We start from the raw sequence: 18,585 nt of genomic DNA on the forward strand, positions 1-18,585 counted from the left end.
ACCAGCGCAACGGCATCAGCCTTGAACTCATCGGAATAGGTTGGTCGAGCAGACATGGGCACAATCCTTTCAAACTGTGTCTCACATCAGTAGTACACCTCACTGGGTCCGGCCGTGCTCGCCACCGCCCCGGCGGGCCGGACAAAGCTCACCGCGGCCGGAAGCCCGGACGATGAGCGCATTGTGACCGGCGAACCGGCGGTTCAGTTCGACGTGAACCTCAGCCACGTCCTCGGGGCCGGTCCGAATCGATGGGTGAATCTGTACCGCAAGACCGATTACCTCGGCTTCCCGGTTCTCTATAAAGGTCCGGGAGGTGCCGAGAACGTCGGGACAGACCCCTACGCGCAGGAGATGGATCCCTTCACGTATCAGTTCCTCGTAGTAAGCCACAGCGACTACCTGCAGGCGCCCCAATACGACGCGGCGATTGCCGCCGTCGTCGATTCCCTGCCGGCTCCGGAGACGTAACCCGGGGCCTTGCGGTCTGTAGCGCGCGTCACAGATGGCAGGATGGTATGTATGACTTATTCAGCCGCGGAAGACCGCTATGAATCCATGCCCTACCGCCGCGTCGGACGCAGCGGACTGAAACTGCCGGCCATTTCCCTGGGACTGTGGCACAACTTCGGCGACGACAAGCCCTTCGAAGTGCAGCGGGCCATCCTGCGCCGCGCCTTCGATCTGGGCGTCACCCACTTCGACCTCGCGAACAACTACGGACCGCCCTACGGCGCCGCCGAGACCAACTTCGGCCGCCACTTCAAGGACGACTTCAAGCCGTACCGCGACGAACTCATCATCTCCAGCAAGGCCGGCTACGACATGTGGCCGGGCCCGTACGGCAACTTTGGCTCCCGCAAGTACCTGCTGGCCAGCCTGGACCAGTCCCTGGAGCGCATGGGCCTGGACTACGTGGACATCTTCTACAGCCACCGCCCGGACCCGGAAACGCCGATGGAAGAGACCATGGGCGCGCTGGACCAGGCCGTCCGCTCGGGCAAGGCGCTGTACGCGGGCATCTCGTCCTACACTCCGGAGCAGACCCTCGAGGCCGCGCGGATCCTGAAGGAACTCGGTACGCCGTTGCTGATCCACCAGCCGAGCTACTCCATGCTGAACCGCTGGACCGAGAACGGCAGCCCCAACCTGTACGAGGCCCTGGAGCAGGTGGGCGCCGGCTGCATCGCCTTCTCGCCGCTGGCCCAGGGAATGCTCACAGGCCGCTACCTCAACGGCGTGCCCGCGGATTCCCGGGCAGCGCAGCACAAGTCCCTGGACGAAGCCATGATCACTCCCGAGAACCTGGACCGCGTCCGCGGGCTCAACCGGATCGCCGAGGGGCGGGGCCAGACCCTCGCGCAAATGGCGATCGCCTGGATCCTCCGCGAGCAGGGCGAGGGCTCCTCCGTGACCTCCGCACTCGTCGGCGCTTCCAGCGTCCGGCAGCTGGAAGACACCCTGTCCGCCATCAACAACCTGGACTTCACCGCAGACGAGGTCAATGCCATCGACGAGTTCGCCGTCGAGTCGGACATCAACCTATGGAAGCAGAAGTAACAACGTAACGCTTCAACTGGCGGGGGCCGGGAACAATCCCGGCCCCCGCATGGTTGGGTAAGATGAAAAGGCGCCGAATGGCGCACTGCCAGCGTGCCGCCGTCGTACTTTCCGGTACTAACCGTCCTGGCGGCTGAAGTTGTCTTCAAAGGAGCTCCGTGTCTGCAAATCCGATTCGTGTTGCCATCGTTGGTGTGGGTAACTGCGCCGCCTCGCTCGTCCAGGGCGTGCATTATTACCGTGACGCCGATCCCCAGGCCACGATCCCGGGTCTGATGCACGTGGAGTTCGGCAAGTACCACGTCAACGATGTCCAGTTTGTTGCCGCCTTTGATGTTGACGGCAAGAAGGTGGGCGTGGACCTCGCCGATGCCATCCTGGCCAGCGAGAACAACACCATCAAGATCGCCGACGTGCCCCCGACCGGCGTGACCGTCCAGCGCGGCCACACCCTGGACGGCCTCGGCAAGTACTACCTCGAGACCATCGAACAGTCAACCGAAGAGCCCGTTGACATCGTCGCCGCGCTCCGCGAATCCAAGGCCGACGTTATGGTCTGCTACCTCCCGGTTGGTTCCGAGGATGCAGCGCACTTCTACGCGCAGGCTGCCATCGACGCCGGCGTGGCGTTCGTCAACGCCCTCCCCGTGTTCATCGCCGGCACCAAGGAATGGGCCGACAAGTTCACCGCCGCCGGCGTGCCGATCGTGGGCGACGACATCAAGAGCCAGATCGGTGCCACCATCACGCACCGCGTTATGGCCAAGCTCTTCGAAGACCGCGGCGTCACGCTGGACCGCACGTACCAGCTGAATGTCGGCGGCAACATGGACTTCAAGAACATGCTGGAGCGCGACCGCCTCGAGTCCAAGAAGATCTCCAAGACCCAGGCCGTGACCTCCAACGTTGAAGCCGAGATTGCACCGCGCAACGTCCACATCGGCCCGTCCGACTACGTCCAGTGGCTCGACGACCGCAAATGGGCCTTCGTCCGCCTCGAAGGCCGCAACTTCGGTGATGCCCCCGTATCGCTCGAATACAAGCTGGAAGTCTGGGACTCACCCAACTCCGCCGGCGTGATCATCGACGCCATCCGCGCCGCCAAGATCGGCCTGGACCGCGGCATCGGCGGCCCGCTGCTCTCGGCCTCGAGCTACTTCATGAAGTCCCCGCCGGAGCAGTTCAACGACGACCTCGCCCGTGACAAGGTCGAGGCCTTCATCCGCGGAGACCTCGAGCGCTAAACGCTCTCTCACCTTTGGTGGGTTTTTGCCGGACGCTCTCTCACTTTTTGGTGGGGGAGCGTCCGGCGTTTAAAGCCCCGTGCGACGCTCTCGCACCTTTGGGGCGTTTCTGGCGGACGCTCTCTCACTACATCGAATGCGAAAAGCCGGACACGACCGCGGGATCCACCCAGGCGGACCGCAGTTCCCTTTTGAGAATGCTGACGGCGCGTTCGAATCCATCGGCCAGATCCTCTTTACCGAAAATGAGGACCGTCCAGCCGGCGGCTTCGAAGGCCTTGTCCCGTCGCCGATCGCTGAGTTTCTGTTTGGGCATGAGGTGATGGCCGCCGTCGTACTGGATGGCCACGCGCCGATGGCGGTATCCCAGATCCGCCGACGGCGACAGCGGGTCTGCCTCGCGCAGCGTGAGCTGAAGCTGGGGCTCGGGGACCCCGGCGTCGAGCATTGCCAGCCGGAGCAGGGTCTCCGGGCCGGAATCCGCTCCGACTCGCATGAGTTCCAAGGCTTCGCGGGCGCGGACAATTCCCTGGAGGTTTTTGTGCCGACCCGTCAGGGCGCGCAATTCCTCAATGGTGGTGAACGGTACATCGCGGTTTTCAAACGCCTGCCGGGGCAACCGGATCAACTCGTCACCCAGGCATATGAGGTCCTTCAACGGCAGCACGCGGGCCATGTCCAGCCATGTGCGCGGACGCGTGCTGATGCGGATTCCGTCAACCGATTCGACCTCGTCATCAGCCGCGGTCACCGTATGTCCGATCACGCCTTTGCGGCGAACGCTCGGCAGGGACCGCGGCTTGCTCAGATGCAGTTCCGTGGAGTCAGAGAGCCACGGTGGAAGGCACGAACTGCGAAGACGTGCCGCCGTTACGTGCGAGATCCAGGCACCCGGAGTGGCTGCCGAGAGCGCGCGGGCGGCAGCCTCAAGTTCGAAATCCCAGTCTGCGGGACGGTACAGTCCGCGGCTGACATGCGCGACGTCGGGCCGAAGGAGACGATTCCGAGGTACGCCTTCGGCTGTGGCGTCCGTGAGCGTGAACGGGCCGGATGCCAATGTGGCGGGAAGCGCAGTCTGCGTGTGCATACCGGCATTGTTCCTCAGAGTCGCCGGTGCCCGCAGAAGTTATCCACAGGTGAGAGAGCGTTGCCTGGAAAGGCCCCAAAGGTGAGAGAGGGTTCGTTGGAAACCCACCATATGTGAGAGAGCGTCCGGGGTGGGGGCGGGATAGGTCAGAAGAGGCCGACCGGGTTGCCGTGCGCGTCGACGTCCATGCGCATCGCGGCGGGCTCCTTGGGTAAGCCGGGCATGGTCATGACGGCACCGGTCAGGGCCACGATGAAGCCGGCGCCGGTCTTCGGAATGAGGTCGCGTACGTGGATGATGAAGCCCTTGGGTGCGCCCAGCTGCGAGGCGTCGTCGGTGAACGAATACTGCGTCTTCGCCATACACACGGGCATTCCGCCCCAGCCGTGCTTCTCAATGTCGGCCAGCCTTTTGAGTGCCGGCACCGAGAACTCCACGCCGTCGGCCCCGTAGATCTCCTGCACAATCGTCCGGATCTTGTCCTCCACAGACAGGGTCAGCGGATACAGGTGCCGGAAGTCCGACGGCGCCGCCACCGCGGCGGCGACCTTCGCCGCGAGTTCATCGCCGCCGTCGCCCCCTCCGCCCCGGCCCCAGACGTCGGCGACCGCGGCCTGTACGCCTTCCCGGGCGCACCAGGCGAGCAGCCACTCCAGCTCTTCGGGCGTATCTGTGGCGAACTTGTTGATGGCCACCACCGGCGCGATGCCGAACTTCTCGACGTTGTGCACGTGCCGTTTCAGGTTCCCGACGCCGGCGGCCAGCGCCTCGACGTTCGGCTCCTTGAGCTGGTCCTTCGGGACGCCGCCGTGCATCTTGAGCGCCCGGACCGTCGCCACCACCACGACGGCGGACGGTGCCACGTCTGCGATGCGCGCCTTGATGTCCATGTACTTCTCAGCGCCGAGGTCCGCCCCGAAGCCGGCTTCCGTGACCACGATGTCGGCCAGCTGCTGCGCTGTCCGGGTGGCGATGAGGGAGTTGCAGCCGTGCGCGATGTTCGCGAACGGGCCGCCGTGGACAACGGCGGGCGTGCCGGCGATGGACTGGACAAGGTTGGGCTTGAGGGCATCCTTGAGCAGCATGGTCAGCGCGCCCTGGACACCCAGATCCGCCACCGTGACCGGCTGGCGGTCGTGGCTGTAGCCCACAGTGATGCGGCCTATGCGCTCGCGCAGATCGTCCAGGTCCGTGGCCAGGCAGAAGACGGCCATGATCTCGGAGGCCGCTGTGATGTCGAAACTGTCCTGGCGCGGCACGCCCTGCGCCGGTCCGCCGAGGCCGATGATCACCTCTCGGAGCGAGCGGTCGTTCATGTCCAGGACGCGCTTGAACGTCACGCGCCGCGGATCGATGTTCAGCTCATTCCCCTGAAAAATGTGGTTGTCCACAAGGGCCATGAGCGCGTTGTTGGCCGAAGTGATCGCGTGGAAGTCACCGGTGAAATGCAGGTTGATCTCGTCCATGGGCAGGACCTGGGAATAGCCGCCGCCCGCCGCCCCGCCCTTCATGCCCAGGATGGGGCCCAAGGACGGTTCGCGCAGCGCGATCATGACCTTGTGGCCCGCCCGTGCCAGCGAATCGGCCAGTCCCACCGTGGTGGTGGACTTTCCCTCGCCGGCCGGGGTGGGGGACATGGCCGAGACGAGGACCACTTTCCCGGCGGTCTTTCCCGCGGGGAGCCGCAGCCGGGCGGGGTCGATTTTCGCCTTGTACCGCCCATACGGCTCCACGGCATCGGCATTGATACCGGCCCGCTCCGCGATCTCCCCGATGGGCAGGATGGCGGCCCTTTGCGCGATCTCAAGATCGGTGAGGACCTTGTTTTCAGACATCGATGTCCTTTGGCTCTGTGCGGAACACTGTGCGCGACAATCTATCAGCCGACGATTCAAAGGTGAGAGAGGGTTGGGGGAAAAACGGCTCAAAGGTGAGAGAGGGTTGGGGAAGTTGGGGTCAGCCGGCTGGCCAACTGCTGTTCGACGGCGGCGTGGTACGTTTCCAGCGTGATGGCGGCAGTGCGGTTCCACCCCAGGTTCTCCGCCCGGATGGCCGCAGCCCGCCCCATATCGGCACGGGTGTCCGGATCGTCGTACATCGCTTCGAGCGCGTTCGCCCAGTCCTTGGCATGGTGCCCGTCCACCAGCAGCCCGGTTCGGCCATGGCAGATGGCGCGGGACAGCCCGCCCACCCGGGTGCCCACCACGGGCGTCCCGCAGGCCTGCGCTTCGATGGCCACCAGCCCGAACGATTCACTGTAGGAAGGCATCACCACAACATCCGCCGCCCGGAACCAGGACGCCAGGTCAGACGCGCTGACCGGGGGAAGGTGCGTGACGACGTCGTCCATGCCAGACTCAGCGATCAGGTGCCGGAGGTTGAAGTCCTTGTTGCCGCTGAGGGCACCAAGGATGGTGAGCCGGAGATTGATCTCCGGCCGCCGGGCCCGCAGCAATGCGGCGGCCTTGAGCAGTATCTGCGGGCCCTTCAGCCGCTGGATCCGGCCAGCGAAGACCAGGTGGAATGTCTCCGGCGAAACACCCCGTTCGGCCCGGGACCGCGCCCGGAAGGCGGGAGTGAAGGTGCTGAGGTCCACGCCCGGCGGTGCGACGTCGATCCGGTCGTAATCGGCACCGTAGTGGGACACCAGCTCTCCGGCTTCGGCGGTGGTGTTGGCGATCAGGCGGGCGGCGCCGTCGACGATCCGGTGCTCGCCCTCTTCGCGCCGCCGTGGCTCGGGCTGTTCGCCGGACTCCAGCAGGAGGTTTTTGACTTTGGCCATGGTGTGCATGGTGTGGACCAGCGGCACACCCCAGAGCTCCGAGAGCTCCAGGCCGGCGATTCCGGACACCCAATAGTGCGAATGGATAACGTCGTAGCGGCCGTGCGGCTGGCGCTGGCGGATCTGCTCGATCTCGGCGACCATGTGGTGCAGCAGCTCCGGCAGTTCTTCCTTGGGGATCTTCCGCGGCGGCCCGGCCAGCACGTTGTGGACGCACACGCCGGGGTCCGGATGTTCGACGGCGGCCTGGTTGGCTGACGTGGAGCGCGTGAAGATCTCCACCTCTACGCCGGTCTCGGCGAGCGCGGACGCCAGTTCCCGGATGTAGACGTTCATGCCGCCGGCGTCGCCGGAGCCTGGCTGCTCCATCGGGGAGGTGTGGAGGGAGAGTAACGCGACCCTGCGGATCAATGTCATGACTTCTCCTTCCCACCGCTGGCGCGGCGTGGGCCCCGCTGTTGCCCACTCGGTAAAACACTACTCCAGCCGCTCCCGGGCGGCCTCCCGGCACGTGGCCGGCTGCTAACGTGGCGCGTGTGAATGCAGCCACAACACCGCACAGTTCCGCGGAATACTCGATCCGCCCCGCCACGGACGCCGACTGGCCCGGCATGTGGGCCGTGCTGGAGCCCGTCATCCGGTCCGGCGAGACGTTCACCTGGGACCGGGACACAACTGAGGCCGACGCCCGGGCCCGCTGGTTCAAGGATGCCCCCGTCCAGGCGTTTGTGGCCGTGACGCCCGACGGCGGCGTGATCGGCACCGGCGAACTGCACCCCAACCAGGGCGGCGCGGGCAGCCACGTGGCCAACGCCGGCTACATGGTCCACAGCGGCCACGGCGGCAAAGGCGTGGCACGGGCCCTGTGCGCATACTCCCTGGACGCGGCACGGGACGCGGGCTTCCGGGCCATGCAGTTCAACGCCGTGGTGGAACGCAATGTCCGCGCGGTGGCCGCCTGGCAGGGGATGGGCTTCGAAATCCTCGCCACCATCCCCGAGGCGTTCAACCACCCCACGCTCGGATACGTGGGCCTGCACGTGATGTACCGGAAGCTCTAGCCGCGCCAAAGCCCGCGCAGCGCAGGGAACGCGTGCTCGTAGCCGGCCATGAGCTGTGCCCCCAGGGCGGGGGAATCCACCAGGGGATGCCGGCCGAAAGCGTCGACGGCGGCCGCCCGGTCTCCGTGCGTCGCTGCCCGGACGGTGAGCCGCTCCACCTCCTTGACGCGCTGGAGGAGGGTGAGTTGCTCCGGTCCCGGGGCTGACTGCGTAAGCGGCACCGCGCCGTCGGGCGTTACCGTGCAGGGGACCTCGACGACGGCGTCCGCCGGCAGTCCCGGAATGGCCGGTTCCGGGGTGGTGCCGCCGGGGGCGGTCGCCCCGCCAGGACCGGACGGAAGCGTGTTGGGCGTGTTGAGGATGAGCTGGGCGTCCCCGGCTCCCGCCAACGCGCGCATCACCGCCAGGGCGACGTGTTCGTAGCCGCCGCCGGCGAGGTCGTCCTCGTCGCGCTGCTCGCCGTGGGTCCGCGCCTCCGCGAGGTAGCCTTCCTCCCGCGAGCGGCGGGCGGCGTCCCACAGCGTGTACGCCTCCGCCCCGGCTGAGGCGAGCCGCGGATAGAGTTCGGCCTGCTGGTGGTGGATGGACTCGCCGCGGGTCTGGGCCATGGCGCGCATGGCCGCCGCGGCGCTGTCCCGCTGGTAGTAGTAATAGAGGTATTCGTTGGGCAGGGCGCCCAGGTCCTGGAGGAACGGCTGCGGGAAGAGCCGGCCTTCCTCGAAGGTGCTGAGGGCAGCGGCATCTGACAGCAGTGCGGGCAGCAGATCCTGGCCGCCGGACTCCAGCCGGTGGAGCCAGCCCAGGTGGTTCAACCCGTAGTAGTCCACGCCGTCGAGCGTTCCGTCGGGCAGCGTCAGGCCGGCGGCGCGGGCCGCCCGGTGCACCAGCCCACCCGCGGAATCGCAGATCCCGATGACCTGCCGGCCAAGGACCGGCAGCAGGGCTTCGGTGACCATGCCGGCCGGGTTGGTGAAGTTGATCAGCCAGGCGTCCGGGCAGAACTCCCGCATCTGCCGCGCCAGGTGCAGCATTTCCGGGATGGTGCGCAGGGCGTAGGAAATGCCGCCCGCGCCGGTGGTTTCCTGGCCGAGCAGGCCAAGGTCCTGGGCCACGCGTTCGTCCCTGATCCGGCCGGCCGTGCCGCCGGGGCGGATGGCGGCGAACACCAGGTCTGTACCCGCCAGGGCCTCCGGCAGGGACGTCGTGGTGTGGACGGCGGGGGCCTTGGCACCTGCGTTCGGGCCGGAGGTGGGGCCTCCGGCAGCGCCGCAGTCGGACTCGGGCATGGCGCGCAGCACCGCGGTGATGGCGCGGAGGCGGTCGGGATCGACGTCGAACAGCACCAGTTCGCTGACCAGCCCCGCAAACGCGCCGGACGCCAGCGCCCGGTACACAAGCGGCACGCGGAATCCGCCGCCGCCGGCAATCATAAGCCGCATAGTCAGCAGTCTAGGCGGGCGCCGGGCGCGCCCCTACCGTGGGGCCGCGGCAGGGCGTAGTGTGCCGGACATGGACGCCATCCCGGACCGCCGCTTCGACCCGCTCTCTGCCCTCCGGAAACCGTCCGACGGCGGGTTCGACCTCCTCCTGGCCGGCACTGTCTTCCAGGACATCATCTTCACGGGACTGCCCCACGCGCCCGAGCCGGGCACGGAAATCTGGAGCGAGGGCATGGGCAGCTGCCCCGGCGGCGTCGCGAACCAGGCAATTGCCGCGGCGAGGCTGGGACTGCGCACGGGACTGGCAGCCGCCTTCGGCGACGACGGCTACGGAGACTACAACTGGAAAATCCTGGCCGGGCAGGAACACGTGGACCTGAGCCTGTCGCGCCGCATCCCGGGGTGGCATTCCCCGGTGACCGTCTCGCTCAGCGTCCACAACGACCGTTCCCTGGTGACGCATGGCCACCCGGCGCCCGTGACGTCGTCGGAACTGATCGGTCCGCCCCCGCCGGCGCTCGCGGGCATTGCCGAGCTCGACGTCGAGATTGAACCCTGGGCTGTCGCCGCCCACCAGGCCGGCGTCAAACTGTTCGGGGATGTGGGCTGGGACCCCAGCGGCGAGTGGTCACCGGTCCGGCTGGAAAACCTGCAGTACTTCCACGCTTTCCTGCCCAACCAGCGGGAGGCCATGGCCTTCACGGGGAAGGACAACCCGTGGTCCGCACTCTATGCCTTGGCGGACCGTGTGCCCGTTGCAGTGGTGACGCTCGGGGCGCAGGGTGCCATGGCGGTTGACTCGGAAACCGGTGAGGAGGAGTGGGTGCCGTCGTTGCCGGTGACTGCCTTTGATCCCACCGGAGCCGGCGACTGCTTTGATGCAGCCTTCATCGTGGGCAGCCTGGCCGGATGGCCGCTGGGCAACCGGCTCCGTTTCGCCAACCTCTGCGCCTCCCTGGCCGTGCAGGAGGTGGGCGGTTCGCTGGCAGCGCCCGGCTGGGGAGACATCGCGGACTGGTGGAAGCGGGCCAACTCCCGGCCCGAACGCCAGAGCAGCCAGTGGCTCCGCCGCTTCGGTTTCCTGGCGGACATTATCAGCGACGTCCCGCTGGCAGCGCAGCGCCGCGCCACCGCCACCATCGCGCACCTGTCCGACGCCTGACGCCGTGGCGCCCTGAACCGTGCGCCGGGAACGCGGCGCGATTATCCCGGCCCGGGCCGCCGCACTAGAATCACTAGGGTGACTTATCCCGTAACGACCGGTGACTTCCGCGCGGCCTCAGGACCTGATCCTCAGTACGAGCGGTCCGCCGTCATTGACCTGGACGCCATCCGCCACAACGTGCGGCGGCTGGCAGACGCGGCCTCACCCGCGAGGGTCATGGCCGTGGTGAAGGCCGACGCCTACGGACACGGCGCGGTTCCGGTGGCCCGGGCCGCCCTCGAAGCCGGCGCGTCCTGGCTGGGGGTCGCGCACATCTCCGAGGCGCTGGCGCTGCGGGCCGCGGGCATCGACGCCCCCCTGCTGGCCTGGCTGCACACGGCGGAAAGCAACTTCGCCGCAGCGGTGGCTGCCGGCGTCGACATCGGCTGCTCCGGCTGGGAACTGGACCGGATTGTGGCCGCCGCGCGTGACCAGGAACGTCCCGCGCGGATCCACCTGAAAGTGGACACGGGCCTGGGCCGGAACGGCGTAGCGCTCGATGCCTGGGACCAGCTGCTGGGCGAAGCCATGGAGTACCAGGACCAGGGCCTCCTGCGCGTGGTGGGCATCTTCTCCCACCTGTCCGTGGCAGATGAACCCGAACGGCCGGAAACCGATGAACAATTGGCGGCCTTCCGCGAGGTGCTGGCTGTGGCCGAGGACGCCGGCGTGGACGCTGAAGTCCGTCACCTGGCCAACACCCCCGCCACGCTGTCCCGCCCCGATACTCACTTTGACCTGGTCCGCGTGGGCCTGGGCATCTACGGCCTCTCGCCCTTCGAAGGCCAGACGTCCGCCGAACTGGGCCTCCGGCCCGCGATGACGCTGCGCACCCTGGTGTCCCAATGCAAGCAGGTCCCCGACGGGCAGGGCGTCTCCTACGGCCTGCGCTACCGCACCAGCGGCCCCAGCACCCTGGCGCTGATCCCGCTGGGCTACGCCGACGGTGTGCCCCGCATTGCCACCGGCGGTCCCGTCCGGGTGGCTGGCCGGACCTACCCCGTGGTGGGGCGCATCGCCATGGATCAGATGGTCATCGACCTCGGCAACATCGGCCCCGCCGGCGCAGACCTCTTCGGCGCCGAGGCGGTGCTGTTCGGCAACGGGGACGACGGCGGGCCCACGGCGGACGACTGGGCGGTCGCCGCCGGCACCAACAACTACGAGATCGTGACCCGGATCAGCCCGCGGGTGCCGCGCCGGGTCATCAACGAAAGTCCCGCCGTCGAGCCTTCCGGCAGCCGCCCAGCCGGCGACGTTCCTGGCGCCGGGCGTTCTGCCATCGGCAATCCCGACGCCGGGCAGGCAACACCGTGAGCGTGCTCCCGGCAGAGATGCCCACCTGGGAACAGACGCGGAGAGTCACGACGGCGCATGAGACGCACGCGCTCGGTGCCGCTTTAGGGGCGGAGCTGCAGGCCGGGGATCTGTTGGTGCTGACCGGCGAGCTGGGGGCCGGCAAAACCACCTTCACGCAGGGGCTCGGCGAAGGCCTGGGCGTGCGCGCGGGAATCATCTCGCCCACGTTTGTCCTGGTCCGCATCCATCCCAACCTGCCCGACGGCCCGCGGCCCGGTGGCCCGGACCTGGTGCACGTGGACGCGTACCGGCTGGGATCGGCGTCGGAAATTGACGATATTGACCTGGAAAACACGCTGGACTCGTCCGTGACCGTGGTGGAATGGGGGCGCGGCCGGGTGGAGCACCTGAGCGAGAGCCGGCTGGAAGTGGACCTGCACCGGGCGATCGGGCTGGACGCCATAGGCGCCGCGGAACCAATGCCCGGCCACACCGAAATCCTCGACTTTGACACCGAGGACTTCGACGAACCCCGCACTATCGTGCTGCGCGGGTTTGGTCCCCGCTGGAGCACCAAGCCTGCTCTGGGCGGCGCCATCGAAGGGACACCCTGATGCTCATTCTCGCCATCGACACGTCCGCCGTGGCCAGTGCCGCACTCGTCTCGGACGACGCCCTCGAAGGCGTGGTGGCCAGCTTCTCCACCGAGGACACGCGCAGCCACGCCGAAGTGCTTGCACCCGGCATCGAGGACCTGCTGGCCTCTGCGGGCGTCACCGGCGGGGACATTGACGCGATCGTGACAGGCGTGGGCCCCGGCCCGTTTACCGGCCTGCGCTCGGGGATCGCAACCGCCCGGACGCTCGCCTTCGTCTGGGACAAACCGCTGTACGGGCTGATGAGCCTGGACGCCGTGGCACTGGAAGTGGCTGAGTCCACCGATGCCGCGGCCGAATTCCTGGTGGTCACGGATGCCCGGCGCAAAGAGGTCTACTGGGCGCGGTACAGCCTCGCCGACGGCCAGTTGCCGCAGCTCGAGGACGGCCCGCACGTCAGCTTCGCGGCCGACCTGCCGGACCTCCCGGCCTACGGCGCCGGCGCCGGACTCTACAGTGACGTGCTGCGCGCAGACCCGGGATTCAGCAACGAACAACCGGACGCCCTCTACCTCGGACAGTTCGCCTTGGCCCGGCTGGCAGCCGGCGGGCAGCTGCTCGACTCCACACCCCTGTACCTCCGGGAATCGGACGCCCAGGTCCCCGGCCCACGGAAGCGGGCCCTGTGAGCATGCCGACCAGCGCTGACGGAGTGGTTTTCCGGGACATGACCCTGAAGGACGTGCCCGCCGTGGACGCCCTCGAACAGCGGCTCTTCCCTGCGGACGCGTGGCCGCTGCACATGTTCCTGTCCGAACTGTCCCAGCCGGAAACGCGCCGTTACCTGGTGGCGGAAAGCGGCGGCGAGATAGTGGGCTACGCCGGCCTGATGTGCATCGAGCCCATCGCGGATGTCCAGACCATCGCCGTCGTGCCTGAATGCGAAGGCCGGGGCATAGGCTCTACGCTCCTGAACAGGCTGATCACGGAAGCCGGTCTCCGCGGGGCGGCGGACGTCCTCCTGGAGGTCCGCGCGGACAACCCCCGGGCGCAGCAGCTGTACGTGCGGTTCGGCTTCGAACAGATCCACGTCCGCCGCGGGTACTACCGCGACGGCGTTGACGCCCTCATCATGCGGCTGCAGCTGGTCCCCGAAGCCACTGCCGACCCGGCGTCAGCTGACCCCGCACCAGCCCAGGATCACACAACAGAAGCAGGCCAGCCATGAACCGTTCGCAGCCCCTGGTGCTGGGCATCGAATCCTCCTGCGACGAAACCGGCGTCGGCATCGTCCGCGGCACCACGCTGCTCACCAACACGGTGTCCTCCTCGATGGACGAGCACGTACGCTTCGGCGGCGTGATCCCCGAGATCGCCTCGCGCGCGCACCTTGACGCCTTTGTGCCTACCCTGCGCCAGGCCCTGGCCGACGCCGACGTGTCGCTGGAGGACGTGGACGCCCTTGCCGTCACCTCCGGGCCGGGGCTCGCAGGAGCACTGATGGTGGGGGTCTGCGCCGCGAAGGCCCTCGCCGTGGCCACCGGAAAACCGCTGTATGCCATCAACCACCTGGTGGCGCACGTCGGCGTCGGGCTGCTGGATGGGAAGTCCGACGGCGGAGCTGCCGCCGGCCGTGGGGCCAGCGGCACCGCCGGCCGTCCCGCCAGCCTTGCGGTTGGGCTCGGCCACGAAGGCCGTCTCCCGGAAAACCTGGGCGCCCTGCTGGTCTCCGGTGGGCATACCGAAATCCTGAAGATCCACAGCATCACCAGCGACGTCCAGCTCCTCGGCTCCACCATCGACGACGCCGCCGGCGAGGCATACGACAAGGTGGCCCGCATCCTGGGCCTCGGCTACCCGGGCGGCCCGGTCATCGACAGGCTGGCCCGCACCGGCAACGCCAAAGCCATCCGCTTCCCGCGCGGCCTCAGCCAGCCCAAGTACATGGGCACCGCCGAGGAGCCTGGAAAACACCGCTACGACTGGTCCTTCAGCGGCTTGAAGACGGCGGTGGCGCGGTGTGTCGAGCAGTTCGAGGCCCGCGGCGAAGACGTGCCGGTGGCCGACATCGCCGCAGCTTTCCAGGAAGCAGTGGTGGATGTGATCACGGCCAAGGCCGTCCTGGCCTGCCGGGAGCATGGCATCAAGGACGTGCTGCTGGGCGGGGGCGTGGCGGCCAACTCCAGGCTGCGCGAACTCACCGGCCAGCGTTGTGCGTCCGCCGGAATCAGACTCCACGTGCCACCGCTTGACCTGTGCACGGACAACGGCGCCATGGTGGCGGCCCTCGGTGCGCAGCTGGTGATGGCCGGGATCGGGCCCAGCGGCATCCGCTTCGCCCCGGATTCCTCGATGCCCGTCACCGCGGTCTCACTCCTGGCCTGACCCGACTGCCGCGAAGCTTCCGCCGGTTGAGCCTGTCGAAACCCCGCAGGGACTGCGTTACCCCGTCGGGCCGTTCCGCATCTGCTTGACCAGGTCCAGCACCACGGCCTGCAGGTCGCCGCCGTGCTCTGCAGCGACGCGTCGCTGCCGCTGGTACCCGGCGCCGCGGCGGATGATCTTCTCGACGTCGGCCAGTTCGTCGGGGCAGCCGAGCTTCGCTGCCACCGGCTCAAGCCGGTTCAGGGTCTCCAGGAGGTGGTCGGTGACCAGCTGTTCGTTGCCGGCGGCGTCGAGGATGATGATGGCCTCCATGCCGTAGCGGGCGGCACGCCACTTGTTCTCCTGGATGTGCCACGGCGGCATGGTGGGGATGGTGCCGCCGTTGTCCAGGGTCGTGGAAAATTCATCCACCAGGCACTGGGTGAGCGCGGCAATCGCGCCCACCTCCTCCAGGGTGGCCAGGCCGTCGCAGATGCGCATTTCGATGGTGCCGAGGTTCGGAACGGGCCGGATGTCCCAGCGGATCTCGGACAGGGTGTCGATCACGCCGGTGGTGAACATGTCCTGGACGTAGGACTCGTATTCGTCCCAGGACGGGAACTGGAAGGGCAGGCCCGCCGTCGGCAGCTGCTGGAACATCAGGGCCCGGTGCGACGCGTAGCCGGTGTCCTCGCCGCCCCAGAACGGGCTCGACGCCGAGAGCGCCTGGAAATGCGGGAAGTAATTGACCAGGCCGTCCAGCACGGGGAGTGCCTTTTCGCGCCGGTCGAGGCCTACGTGGACGTGCACGCCGTAGATGACCATCTGCCGGCCCCACCACTGGGTGCGGTCGATCAGCTTGGCATACCGGGCCTTGTCCGTCACGGGCTGCAACTGCGGCGGGCTGAACGGGTGGCTGCCGGCGCAGAAAACCTCCACGCCCATGGGGTCGGTGATTTCGCGCACCGCGGCCAGGGACCGGCTGAGGTCTTCTTTGGCTTCGGCGGCGGTCTCGCAGATGCCGGTGACCAGTTCCACGGTGTTGAGCAGGAGTTCCTGCTTGATGTGCGGGTGTTCGTCGTCTTCGTTGAGTTCGGGGTGCTTGGCGACGACGCCGCTGAGTACTTCGTTGGCCACTGATGCCAGTTCGCCGGTCTGGCCGTCCACCAGGGCAAGCTCCCATTCCACACCAAGAGTTGATTGCTTCGATGAAGCGAAATCAATCTTCATGCGTTCCCCTAACTGTTCAGATATCCCTGGGCACGCGCCGCCTTCAAGTCTAATGCAGGGGTAGCATCGTCTTGATGGCCTTGTTCCTTTGGACCCGTGACAGTATTCACAAAACCACTCTCCTTATTGCGTCCGCTGCCGTGGCCGCCCTGACTGCCTGCACGGCAGTTCCCGCCACCGCCCCGGCGGCCTCTGGCCCTGCACCGGCCTCAACCCCGGAATCAGAGCGGCCGACGACGGCACCTCCGTCCGCTTCTCCCTCACCTGACCCCGGGCTGCTGCCGCTGGGCTGGGGCCCCGAACAGCGGGACCAGGATGCCGCCGCGGCCGCCGTGGCGGCGATGTCGGTCGAGGAGAAGGCCGGCCAGGTGCTGATGCCGGTATACGCCGGTACCGACGCCGAAGCCCAGGCCGGCACCATTGAACGCCTCCATCTGGCCGGGTCCATCATTATGGGCGACAACATTCCGCTCGACGCGCGCGGTCAGGCGGATCCGGCTGCCATGAGTGTTGTCAACGCCCGGCTGGCCCAGGCCGCCAAGGCCGACGGCAGGCCTTGGCCCGGGCTCATCGGCGTGGACCAGGAGGGCGGGATTGTGGCGCGGCTGGGTGCGCCCCTGACCGAATGGCCAACGGCCCTGAGCTACGGGGCTGCCGGCAATGCGCCACTCGCCAAGGACGCCGGCCGCGCTCTGGCCGCGGAGATCGCGTCGCTGGGCTTCACGGTGGACTTCGCCCCCGATGCGGACGTGACCATCGGCCCAGCAGATCCCACCATCGGTGCCCGGTCAATGTCCGGCAATCCGGACGCGGCGGGAGCACTGGCGGTGGCGTTTTCCCAGGGCATGCAGGAGGCCGGCGTCCTGCCCGCCGTCAAGCATTTCCCCGGCCACGGCTCCGTCACCGTTGACTCGCACCAGGACCTCCCGGTGCAGCCCGCGAGCATCGCGGAACTCGAAGCCCGGGACTGGAAGCCGTTCCGGGCGGCCATCGCCGCCGGTATGCCCATGGTCATGACCGGGCACATCGCCGTACCGGCCCTGGAACCCGGCGTCCCGGCGTCGTTGTCCGGCCCCACCTATGCTGCGCTGCGCGGCATGGGCTTCAAGGGTGTGGCGGTGACCGATGCCCTCATCATGGGCGCAGTCCAGCAGCAATACCCGGGAGGCTCCGCAGCAACGGCGGCGCTCGCCGCGGGCGCGGACCTGCTCCTGATGCCCACGGACGTGGGGCAGGCCCACGCAGCCGTCGTTAGCGCTGTCGCGGCCGGAACACTGCCGGCGGCCCGCCTGGACGAAGCAGCTGTCCGCGTGGCCACCATGATGACCTGGCGCGGCCGCGTCACGTCGCCGCCTGCGCGGTCGGCCCCCGCCAGCGCAGCCCCCGGCAGCGGCGCCGACACCTCGGCCCGGGTCTCCGCGGCCGCCGTCACGGTGCTGTCCGGACACTGCGGCGTGCCAATCGTCGAGGGAAGCATCCGGATTGCCGGAGGATCAGCGCAGGACCGGGCGCGGTTTGAGGCTGCCGCAGCGAAGGCCGGGCTCGGCACCGGGGCGGGCCCCCTGGTCAGCCTCATCGGTTACGCCGGTCGGCCGGTTGGGGGCGATATCGCTGTGGCACTGGATGCGCCGTGGCCGCTGCAGGATTCCACTGCCCCGGTGAAGATTGCGCTGTACGGCCGCACGCCTGGCGCCTTTGACGCCCTTGTTGCCGTGTTGGCAGGCAAGGCGACTGCCCCGGGAAAGCTGCCCGCCGCCGTCGGAAGCTATCCGGCCGGGACAGGCTGCCCGTAACGAAAAGTACCCACCCCAACTAGGTAGCGCTATCTGTCGTTTTGAGACCTCAAAACGACAGATAGCGCTACCTAGTTGGGCGAGACGGGTTTAATGGACAGGTGCCCATTCTGAATAAAGACATGACCCTGTGTATTTCGCTGTCGGCCCGGCCCAGCAACAACGGGACGCGGTTCCACAACCACCTCTACGACCAGCTGCACCTGAACTGGATCTACAAGGCCTTCGCCCCCACCGACCTGGCCCAGGCGATCGCCGGCGTCAGGGGCCTGGGAATCCGCGGCTGCGCGGTGTCCATGCCGTACAAGGAGGACGTGATGGCCCTCGTGGATGAGCTGGATCCTTCCGCTAAAGCCATCGATTCGGTCAACACAATCGTGAACACTGACGGGCGTCTGTTGGCCTACAACACCGACTACACCGCCATCGAGCAGCTCCTCGCAAGCAACGCCGTGCCCACGGACTACTCGGTGCTGGTCCAGGGCGCCGGCGGCATGGCCAAGGCCACCGTCGCTGCCCTGCGGGACGCCGGCTTCACGGACGTCACCGTCATCGCCCGGAACAAAGACACCGGCAGGGCGCTCGCAGAGCAGTACGGGTTCCAGTGGCGGGCAACGCTCGACGGCGGCACGGCAGACCTGATCATCAACGTCACCCCCATCGGTATGGCAGGGGGCCCGGAACTGGACTCGCTGTCCTACCCGGAAGATGCGATCGCCGCAGCCAAAGTGGTGTTCGACGTCGTGGCGCTGCCCGCGGAGACGCCGCTGATCAAGGCGGCCCGCGGCGCCGGGAAACAGGTCATCACCGGCGCCGAAGTGGCCACCATCCAGGCGCTCGAGCAGTTTGTGCTCTACACCGGTGTCCGGCCCACCGATGAGCAGGTCCGGGCGGCAGAGGATTTCATGCGCGCCCAGTAGGACGCG

General features: G+C 67.7%; 17 protein-coding genes. 12 read left to right on the plus strand and 5 right to left on the minus strand.

The window, feature by feature from the left end:
- Positions 1-114: 114 nt before the first annotated feature.
- The 3 genes from NG698_RS06605 (at position 115) to NG698_RS06615 (ending at position 2,804) form a co-directional block, all read left to right on the plus strand.
- On the plus strand, positions 115-471 hold the full coding sequence (locus tag NG698_RS06605; RefSeq protein WP_252608926.1) for a hypothetical protein: 357 nt from the start codon (positions 115-117) through the stop codon (positions 469-471).
- 51 nt (positions 472-522) lie between these two features.
- On the plus strand, positions 523-1,560 hold the full coding sequence (gene mgrA, locus NG698_RS06610; protein ID WP_252598360.1) for an L-glyceraldehyde 3-phosphate reductase: 1,038 nt from the start codon (positions 523-525) through the stop codon (positions 1,558-1,560).
- A 158-nt stretch (positions 1,561-1,718) separates the two neighbouring features.
- Positions 1,719-2,804, plus strand: a complete 1,086-nt coding sequence (locus NG698_RS06615) for an inositol-3-phosphate synthase (protein WP_252608928.1) — start codon at positions 1,719-1,721, stop codon at positions 2,802-2,804.
- A 127-nt stretch (positions 2,805-2,931) separates the two neighbouring features.
- On the opposite strand, the gene NG698_RS06620 is transcribed toward NG698_RS06615, so the two are convergent.
- From NG698_RS06620 to mshA, 3 genes are all read right to left on the minus strand, one after another.
- The gene (locus NG698_RS06620; protein ID WP_252598358.1) at positions 2,932-3,891 is read right to left on the minus strand and encodes a DUF559 domain-containing protein; all 960 of its coding nucleotides are present in this window, start codon (positions 3,889-3,891) and stop codon (positions 2,932-2,934) included.
- Between the two features lie 146 nt (positions 3,892-4,037).
- Entirely contained in the window at positions 4,038-5,726 is a 1,689-nt protein-coding gene (locus NG698_RS06625; protein WP_252608930.1) for a formate--tetrahydrofolate ligase, read from the minus strand.
- 89 nt (positions 5,727-5,815) lie between these two features.
- Positions 5,816-7,090 (minus strand): D-inositol-3-phosphate glycosyltransferase, encoded by a 1,275-nt coding sequence (gene mshA, locus NG698_RS06630; RefSeq protein WP_252608932.1) that lies wholly within the window; start codon positions 7,088-7,090, stop codon positions 5,816-5,818.
- A gap of 119 nt (positions 7,091-7,209) precedes the next feature.
- Here mshA and NG698_RS06635 point away from each other — a divergent pair, with 119 nt between their 5' ends.
- Positions 7,210-7,734: a GNAT family N-acetyltransferase gene (locus tag NG698_RS06635; RefSeq protein ID WP_308293019.1), complete on the plus strand. Its 525-nt coding sequence runs from the start codon at positions 7,210-7,212 to the stop codon at positions 7,732-7,734.
- Here NG698_RS06635 and NG698_RS06640 read toward each other — a convergent pair.
- Positions 7,731-9,173 (minus strand): family 4 glycosyl hydrolase, encoded by a 1,443-nt coding sequence (locus NG698_RS06640; RefSeq protein WP_252608934.1) that lies wholly within the window; start codon positions 9,171-9,173, stop codon positions 7,731-7,733. The two genes, NG698_RS06635 and NG698_RS06640, sit on opposite strands and share 4 nt — an antisense overlap.
- Before the next feature lie 70 nt (positions 9,174-9,243).
- On the opposite strand from NG698_RS06640, the gene NG698_RS06645 reads away from it, so the two are divergent.
- The 6 genes from NG698_RS06645 to NG698_RS06670 all read left to right on the plus strand — a co-directional run bounded on the left by NG698_RS06645 (position 9,244) and on the right by NG698_RS06670 (position 14,657).
- Positions 9,244-10,335: a carbohydrate kinase family protein gene (locus NG698_RS06645; RefSeq protein WP_252608936.1), complete on the plus strand. Its 1,092-nt coding sequence runs from the start codon at positions 9,244-9,246 to the stop codon at positions 10,333-10,335.
- 78 nt (positions 10,336-10,413) lie between these two features.
- Entirely contained in the window at positions 10,414-11,694 is a 1,281-nt protein-coding gene (gene alr, locus NG698_RS06650; RefSeq protein WP_252598353.1) for an alanine racemase, read from the plus strand.
- A 17-nt stretch (positions 11,695-11,711) separates the two neighbouring features.
- Entirely contained in the window at positions 11,712-12,290 is a 579-nt protein-coding gene (tsaE, locus tag NG698_RS06655) for a tRNA (adenosine(37)-N6)-threonylcarbamoyltransferase complex ATPase subunit type 1 TsaE (RefSeq protein ID WP_252609080.1), read from the plus strand.
- Positions 12,290-12,961: a tRNA (adenosine(37)-N6)-threonylcarbamoyltransferase complex dimerization subunit type 1 TsaB gene (tsaB, locus tag NG698_RS06660; protein WP_056344197.1), complete on the plus strand. Its 672-nt coding sequence runs from the start codon at positions 12,290-12,292 to the stop codon at positions 12,959-12,961. Before tsaE ends, tsaB begins: the two co-directional genes overlap by 1 nt.
- Before the next feature lie 2 nt (positions 12,962-12,963).
- Positions 12,964-13,500 (plus strand): ribosomal protein S18-alanine N-acetyltransferase, encoded by a 537-nt coding sequence (rimI, locus tag NG698_RS06665; protein WP_252598657.1) that lies wholly within the window; start codon positions 12,964-12,966, stop codon positions 13,498-13,500.
- Positions 13,497-14,657, plus strand: a complete 1,161-nt coding sequence (locus NG698_RS06670) for a tRNA (adenosine(37)-N6)-threonylcarbamoyltransferase complex transferase subunit TsaD (RefSeq protein WP_252608938.1) — start codon at positions 13,497-13,499, stop codon at positions 14,655-14,657. Before rimI ends, NG698_RS06670 begins: the two co-directional genes overlap by 4 nt.
- A 57-nt stretch (positions 14,658-14,714) precedes the next feature.
- Here the strand turns inward: NG698_RS06670 and NG698_RS06675 are convergent, their stop codons facing one another.
- Positions 14,715-15,866, minus strand: a complete 1,152-nt coding sequence (locus NG698_RS06675; RefSeq protein WP_252608939.1) for a glutamate--cysteine ligase — start codon at positions 15,864-15,866, stop codon at positions 14,715-14,717.
- A 341-nt stretch (positions 15,867-16,207) separates the two neighbouring features.
- Between NG698_RS06675 and NG698_RS06680 the strand changes: the two genes are divergently transcribed.
- Together NG698_RS06680 and NG698_RS06685 are read left to right on the plus strand one after the other, a co-directional pair.
- Positions 16,208-17,659, plus strand: coding sequence for a glycoside hydrolase family 3 N-terminal domain-containing protein (locus NG698_RS06680; RefSeq protein WP_252609081.1), 1,452 nt, complete (start codon positions 16,208-16,210; stop codon positions 17,657-17,659).
- A gap of 101 nt (positions 17,660-17,760) precedes the next feature.
- Positions 17,761-18,579: a shikimate 5-dehydrogenase gene (locus NG698_RS06685; protein WP_308216144.1), complete on the plus strand. Its 819-nt coding sequence runs from the start codon at positions 17,761-17,763 to the stop codon at positions 18,577-18,579.
- Positions 18,580-18,585 lie beyond the last annotated feature (6 nt).

This window comes from Pseudarthrobacter raffinosi, from assembly GCF_023913735.1.
In the GTDB taxonomy this organism is placed as follows: Bacteria; Actinomycetota; Actinomycetes; order Actinomycetales; family Micrococcaceae; genus Arthrobacter; species Arthrobacter raffinosi.

Coding starts and splice junctions, on each gene's coding strand:
- mgrA (WP_252598360.1), top strand. CDS start 523: ATGACTTATTCAGCCGCGGAAGACCGCTATGAATCCATGCCCTACCGC.
- NG698_RS06620 (WP_252598358.1), bottom strand. CDS start 3,891: ATGCACACGCAGACTGCGCTTCCCGCCACATTGGCATCCGGCCCGTTC.
- NG698_RS06625 (WP_252608930.1), bottom strand. CDS start 5,726: ATGTCTGAAAACAAGGTCCTCACCGATCTTGAGATCGCGCAAAGGGCC.
- mshA (WP_252608932.1), bottom strand. CDS start 7,090: ATGACATTGATCCGCAGGGTCGCGTTACTCTCCCTCCACACCTCCCCG.
- NG698_RS06640 (WP_252608934.1), bottom strand. CDS start 9,173: ATGCGGCTTATGATTGCCGGCGGCGGCGGATTCCGCGTGCCGCTTGTG.
- NG698_RS06645 (WP_252608936.1), top strand. CDS start 9,244: ATGGACGCCATCCCGGACCGCCGCTTCGACCCGCTCTCTGCCCTCCGG.
- tsaE (WP_252609080.1), top strand. CDS start 11,712: ATGCCCACCTGGGAACAGACGCGGAGAGTCACGACGGCGCATGAGACG.
- tsaB (WP_056344197.1), top strand. CDS start 12,290: ATGCTCATTCTCGCCATCGACACGTCCGCCGTGGCCAGTGCCGCACTC.
- rimI (WP_252598657.1), top strand. CDS start 12,964: ATGCCGACCAGCGCTGACGGAGTGGTTTTCCGGGACATGACCCTGAAG.
- NG698_RS06670 (WP_252608938.1), top strand. CDS start 13,497: ATGAACCGTTCGCAGCCCCTGGTGCTGGGCATCGAATCCTCCTGCGAC.
- NG698_RS06675 (WP_252608939.1), bottom strand. CDS start 15,866: ATGAAGATTGATTTCGCTTCATCGAAGCAATCAACTCTTGGTGTGGAA.
- NG698_RS06680 (WP_252609081.1), top strand. CDS start 16,208: ATGTCGGTCGAGGAGAAGGCCGGCCAGGTGCTGATGCCGGTATACGCC.